Below are 5,442 nucleotides of genomic sequence, written 5' to 3' on the forward strand. Positions count from 1 at the left end.
GCCGCTGGTGGGGCTGCCGGCGGCCCCCCCCGCGGCCTCCCTGGGTGCGGCGCCCCCCCCCCCGCGGCGGGCGGCCCCCCCCCCCCCCCCCCCCCCCCACGACGCGAGTTGGAGAAGGGCAGCTACCCGCCCAGGGGCGGCCGGGCCATGACGGTCGGGCGGAACCCGTACCGTGGACCGGCACCGCCGGCGGTGCCGGAGCCCACCCCCGCCAGCGGCATGCCGCCCAGCAGGTTTCCGGGCCCACCACTGGCGGCCTCCGGGGCGGCGCTGACCGTGCTGACCAGCTGGGGCGCGACGTGGCCTGTCGCCGGAGCGACCGACCCCGCCCAGGTGGCCGGCACCGACAGCTTGCCGATCGAGGTCGCGCTGCCGAGGTGCGCCGCGGCGCCCGTGCCGCCACCCAGCAGCCCGCCCAGCCCGGGCAAGCCCTTGGGGACAGCGGCCGCGGCGGCCGGGGCCGCGCCGCCGATCGCGCCCAGGGTCTTGGCCATCTGAACACCGAAGTTCCCCATACCAACACTGAAGTACGGCAGACCCTCGGTGTTGTAGAAGAAGCTCGCGTAGTTCGAGTAGCCACCCAGGAACGTCCCGATGTTCGACGGCAGGATCGTCTGGCCACTGATGAGGAACCAGGCTTCCTGCAGCAGCGGGTTGGACGTCGAGAACAGGTTTGTGCCCGCGATCGTCGTGGTCGGGTTGGCGAATGGTCCCGCCAGCCCGGCGATCTGCTGCTGGATCCCGGTGATGAATTGCTGCAGGGTCTGCTGGATGGTAGCGGCTGGTGAGGCCGCGGCCGCAGCCGCCTGGGTGGTGGCAGCGGCCGGGTTGGCCACCGCCGGTGCGCTCTGGAACGGCGTCACCTGCGTCGCGGCCGCCGACTGGCCGGCGTAGCTGTACAGCGCCGAGGCGTTTTGGGCCCAGAACTCCTGGTACTGGGCCTCCAGCTGCGCGATGATCCCGTTGTTTTGACCCAGCACGTTGGTCGCCATGGCCTGGGACAGCTCGGTGCGGTTGAGCGCGATCAGCGGCGGCGGGACGACCGAGGCGAGCACGGTCTCGTAGGCCGCGGCGGCCGACTGTGCCTGGGCGGCGGCCTCCTCGGCCTGCCCGGCGGTGGTGGTCATCCACTGCACATACGGCTGCGCCGCGGATGCCATCGACGTCGAGGCCGGCCCCAGCCACTCCTCGCTGGAGAGCTGGGTGACGACCGTGTCATAGCCCATGGCGGCCGAACTCAGTTCGGCGGCGAGGCCATTCCAGGCCGCGGCCGCCGCCATCAGCGACGACGAGCCGGGACCCGCATAGATCAGTGCGGAGCTGACCTCGGGGGGCAACGAACCCAAATCAGACACGATCGGACCTCCTAGCCTGCCGCGGCCGCGTTGGCCGCCTCGGTCACCGCGTACGACCCCGAGCTGATGCCCAGGGTGTTGACAAACTGCTCGTGAATCGCCGTCGCTTGAGCGCTGACGGCCTGATACATCTGGGCGTGCGCGGCGAACTGGGCCGCAGTCAGCGCCGACACCTCGTCGGCGGCCGCGGGCACCACACCCGTCGTCGGGGCCGCCGCCGCGGCATTCTGGGCGCTCAACGCCGAGCCGATCCCCTGCAAAGTGCCTGCCGCTGCCGCCAACGCTTCTGGCTGCGTAGTCACAAACGACATTTCGTTTCCTCCTCAACCTTCAGGCTCGATGACCGTAAAAGGAATGCATTGCTGGTGAAGTTCACTGCAGACATAGGTTGCTAGTGAGACTAATTGGATGCCGCAGGCTCGCGCCTCCTTAGCGCCAACTGTTCATTGGTGGACAACTGTTGTTCATCTGGAGCGGTACCGGGCGGGTACGCCCCCAACTGGAAGACCATGCTCGCGCCCGTCATCATCCGGCCGACGGCGGCCGCGTCAGCACGCTGTAGCGGAACCCGTATTTGGTGGTGTAGCCGTAACCGGCGCTGCGCCGGCCCATGCCGCCCATCGGCATGCCCCTCAGCATGGCGTTGCCGGGCACGCCTGCACCGGCGTTGGCCGGCGTTTCCTCGGCCGCGGCGAGTGTGACGGTGGCCTCCGAGGCCGGCGTGGACCAGTTGGTCGGGACCGACAACGCCCCGATCTTGCCTGCCCCGCCCGTGCTCGCCGAAATCGCTCCAGCGGTGTGCGGAACCCCGCCCAAACCGCCGCCGATGGCGCCCAGGTGAAGACCCCCGAATTGTGGCGTCGGGAACCAGGAACCACCGGCACCCGCGGTCGCGCCGCCGGGGCCGAACGTGAGCTGCTGGCCGATCGACCAACCGAAGTTCGCGAGGCCGACGCCGAAGTACGCCTGCGCGAATTGCCTTGCCTCGTTGTACAGCGGGCTGATTCCGCTGGAGAGGAACGACGACTGCGACGGGTAGCCGGTGACGCCTGTGAGGCCGGGGACATTGAACCAGTCGTGGGTCGGGGTCGGGGGCCCGAAAATCAGCAGGTTTTCCAACTGGTTCTGCAGCATCGAGAACGGCCAGTTCGTGGCGTTCCAACTCTGCACCCACTGCAGCGCCATCTGCTGCAACATCTGAGGAACCGAGGCGGCCGCCTGCGCCGCCGTCTGTGCGGAGTTGCCGGCCGGCTGGGCGGTGGCCTGCGCAACGGCGGCGTTCTGTTGGGCCACGGAGTCGGGGGTGCTGGTATTCGGCGGGGACTGGTACGGGGTCAACACGGTGGCGGCGGCCGAGGACGCGGCATAGCCGTACATAGCCGCGGCGTCCTGGGCCCACATCTCTATGTACTGGGCCTCGGTGGCCATGATCGCCGGGGTGTTCTGCCCGAAGAAGTTGGTCGCGATGAGCGCCATCAGCAGCGCGCGGTTGGCCGCGATCACGGGCGGGGGCACCGTCATCGCAAACGCCGCCTCGAAAGCGCCCGCGGCCGCCCGCGCCTGGCTGGCGCTCTCCTCGGCCAGCCCCGCGGCCGTGCTCAGCCAGCTCACGTAGGGAACGACAGCCGTCACCATCGCGGTCGACGACGGTCCCACCCAGGGTGCGCTGGTCAGCTCGGTGAGCACCGAGTTGTAGCCGCTGGCCGCGGTCGCCAGCTCCGCCGCCAGCTCGTCCCACGCCGTGGCGGCGACCATTATCGACTCGGCTCCCGGGCCCGCGTACATCCGGCCGGAATTGATTTCGGGCGGTAACGCTCCGAAGTCGAACACCGTGTCCTCCTCAGTTGGCCGTGATCGCGGCGGCGATCTCGGCAATCACATAAGAACTATGGTGGCCGTAGTCACGACCTCGTACACACATCGGTACCTCTGGGCGCCGTTGACCCGTCGGTGTCGCTGACTGATTCGGGTCTTCCGGCCAGCAAACCCCTTCGGCGAGATGGCCGGTGCGCGATCGCAAACGCGTCCACTCTGCCCGGATCGGTGCTCTGCCACCAGGATTCCCGGACGTTCGGTCACGGACGACATCCACGTTGTGCCTCGACTAACCCGCTGTCAGCAACCGAGCGACAGCTCGTCGTGCCTGAACTGCCGCTCGCGAAAGACATTAGCTGGTCGCATCTAGCGACGCCGAGCTGCGATGCCAACTGTTCATTCCCGGCCAACCAAAGTTCACTCCCGGCCAACCGGGGTTCACCCACGACAACTAAATGTTCACCTGCAGTTCGCATATCGCCCGGGCGCAAGGGGAACTCATATAAGTTGTCTATGTCCGCCGGCCGCTAGTCGACCTCGAGGATCAGCGCCATTTCTGGGCAGGACGCCACGCCGTCGCGGGTCAGCTGCTCATCCTCACGGCTGACCTCATGCTCTTCCAGGGTCGAATAGCCAGACTCGTCGATCGGGAAGAGATTTGGGTCGACGGCGTAGCACTGGGCGTGGCCCACACATCTGGACTTTTCGAGACGAACCTTCACGAGGTTTCCTTCTTCGACGGCTTCAGGGAACACCCAGACGGACTAGAGGAATCGATAGGTAGATTAGTCGCTCCATCGCGGCCGCCACGTTCAACCTTGTATTCGTCGGCCGATTGGTGGCCCTCTGACGCACATGCAAATATTCCTTGTGGCACACATGCAATATTGACGTGCCACCGCCGAACCGGTGCCGACATGGTTCCAAGCACGGCCTGGCGGGACACACCGAGGCCAAGTACGAAAAGACAAGCGAGATCACCAGCGCATGAGCACTCTTGGCGACAGCCAGCCAGGTACTTTCCACCTACCGCGGCTCGACTACTTCAAGTTGCCGATGTCCGCCGATCGCGGCGTCGGGTGGAAGACGTTGCGCGACGCCGGGCCGGTGGTCTTCATGAACGGCCACTACTACATAACACGCCGCGAGGACGTGCTGGCTGCGCTGCGCAATCCGAAGGTCTTCTCGTCCCGGCTGGCGCTGCAGCCCCCGGGCTATCCGCTGCCGGTGGTCCCGCTGGCGTTCGACCCGCCGGAGCACACCCGGTATCGCAAGATCCTGCAGCCCTACTTCAGCCCCGCCGGCTTGAGCAGGTCCCGGCCGGTGCTGCAGCGCCACGCCGCGGAGATGATCGCCGCCTTTGCCGGACAGGGTAAGTGCGAGGTGATGGCGGACTTCGCGCGGCTGTACCCGTTTCAGGTGTTCCTGGACCTGTACGGCCTGCCATTGGAGGATCGCGACCAGTTGATCGACTGGAAAGACGCCGTCATCGCCGACAAGCCCTATCTCTCCCAGGAGGACATCGATAAAGGGAACGCCCTGCTGGGATATCTGTCCGACGTGATTCGGCAACGCCGGGAGAACCCCGGAACTGACATGCTGTCGCAGGTGATGACCAGTGACGGCGACTTCAGCGATCTCGAGTTGCTGGGCATGAGCCACCTGTTGATCCTGGCGGGCCTGGATACGGTGACCGCGGCGATCGGATTCTCCCTCTACCAACTCGCGCGCAGGCCGGAGCTGCGGGACGCGCTGCGCGACAGTCCCCGGCAGACAAGGGTTTTCATCGAGGAGATCGTCCGCCTGGAGCCGTCGGCGCCGGTGGCGCCGCGTGTGACGACCGAGATGGTGACGATCGGGGGCATGACGTTGCCGGCGGGGACGCCGGTGCGGCTGTGCATGGCCGCGGTCAACCGCGACGACAGCGACGCGTGGTCCTCCGACGACCTCGTCCTGGACGGCAAGGTGCACCGCCACTGGGGCTTCGGCGGCGGACCGCACCGCTGCCTGGGTTCTCATCTGGCGCGGATCGAGCTGACCATCATCGTCGCCGAATGGCTCAAGCAGATCCCCGATTTCGACGTGCCCTCGGATTACACGCCCGAAATCAACTTCCCGTCAAAGACTTTCGCGCTCAAGCAACTGCCGCTGCGCTGGGGCTAGCCCCCCCGCCGCGGCAGCGGCAGCGGTCCTACTTGCGGAACTCGGTGGCCGCCACCTGGACGAACACGCCGGTGTCCTCGGCCACAGCAGGCCTCGACCACGGGGCACC

General features: G+C 67.2%; 5 protein-coding genes and 1 pseudogene. 1 reads left to right on the plus strand and 5 read right to left on the minus strand.

Going from position 1 to position 5,442, the window contains the following annotated elements; genetic code table 11:
• Positions 1 to 122 precede the first annotated feature (122 nt).
• From A5764_RS21405 to A5764_RS21420, 4 genes are all read right to left on the minus strand, one after another.
• On the minus strand, positions 123 to 1,358 hold the full coding sequence (locus A5764_RS21405; RefSeq protein ID WP_067116841.1) for a PPE family protein: 1,236 nt from the start codon (positions 1,356 to 1,358) through the stop codon (positions 123 to 125).
• Between the two features lie 8 nt (positions 1,359 to 1,366).
• On the minus strand, positions 1,367 to 1,666 hold the full coding sequence (locus tag A5764_RS21410; protein WP_067116844.1) for a PE family protein: 300 nt from the start codon (positions 1,664 to 1,666) through the stop codon (positions 1,367 to 1,369).
• Positions 1,667 to 1,880: 214 nt separating this feature from the next.
• A complete protein-coding gene (locus tag A5764_RS21415) occupies positions 1,881 to 3,185 on the minus strand; it encodes a PPE family protein (RefSeq protein ID WP_067116835.1) in 1,305 nt (434 codons plus the stop codon).
• Between the two features lie 512 nt (positions 3,186 to 3,697).
• Entirely contained in the window at positions 3,698 to 3,892 is a 195-nt protein-coding gene (locus tag A5764_RS21420; protein ID WP_067116847.1) for a ferredoxin, read from the minus strand.
• 265 nt (positions 3,893 to 4,157) lie between these two features.
• Between A5764_RS21420 and A5764_RS21425 the strand changes: the two genes are divergently transcribed.
• Positions 4,158 to 5,333, plus strand: coding sequence for a cytochrome P450 (locus A5764_RS21425; RefSeq protein ID WP_067116838.1), 1,176 nt, complete (start codon positions 4,158 to 4,160; stop codon positions 5,331 to 5,333).
• A 28-nt stretch (positions 5,334 to 5,361) separates the two neighbouring features.
• Here the strand turns inward: A5764_RS21425 and A5764_RS30150 are convergent.
• Positions 5,362 to 5,442: pseudogene (locus A5764_RS30150) on the minus strand (hypothetical protein); the annotation flags it as partial.

Origin of the sequence: Mycobacterium sp. 852002-51057_SCH5723018 (assembly GCF_001667035.1) — a bacterium.
Taxonomy (GTDB): Bacteria; Actinomycetota; Actinomycetes; order Mycobacteriales; family Mycobacteriaceae; genus Mycobacterium.

What these genes read in the sequence shown, in the direction of transcription:
- A5764_RS21410 (WP_067116844.1), bottom strand. Translation starts at nt 1,666, where the DNA reads ATGTCGTTTGTGACTACGCAGCCAGAAGCGTTGGCGGCAGCGGCAGGC.
- A5764_RS21425 (WP_067116838.1), top strand. Translation starts at nt 4,158, where the DNA reads ATGAGCACTCTTGGCGACAGCCAGCCAGGTACTTTCCACCTACCGCGG.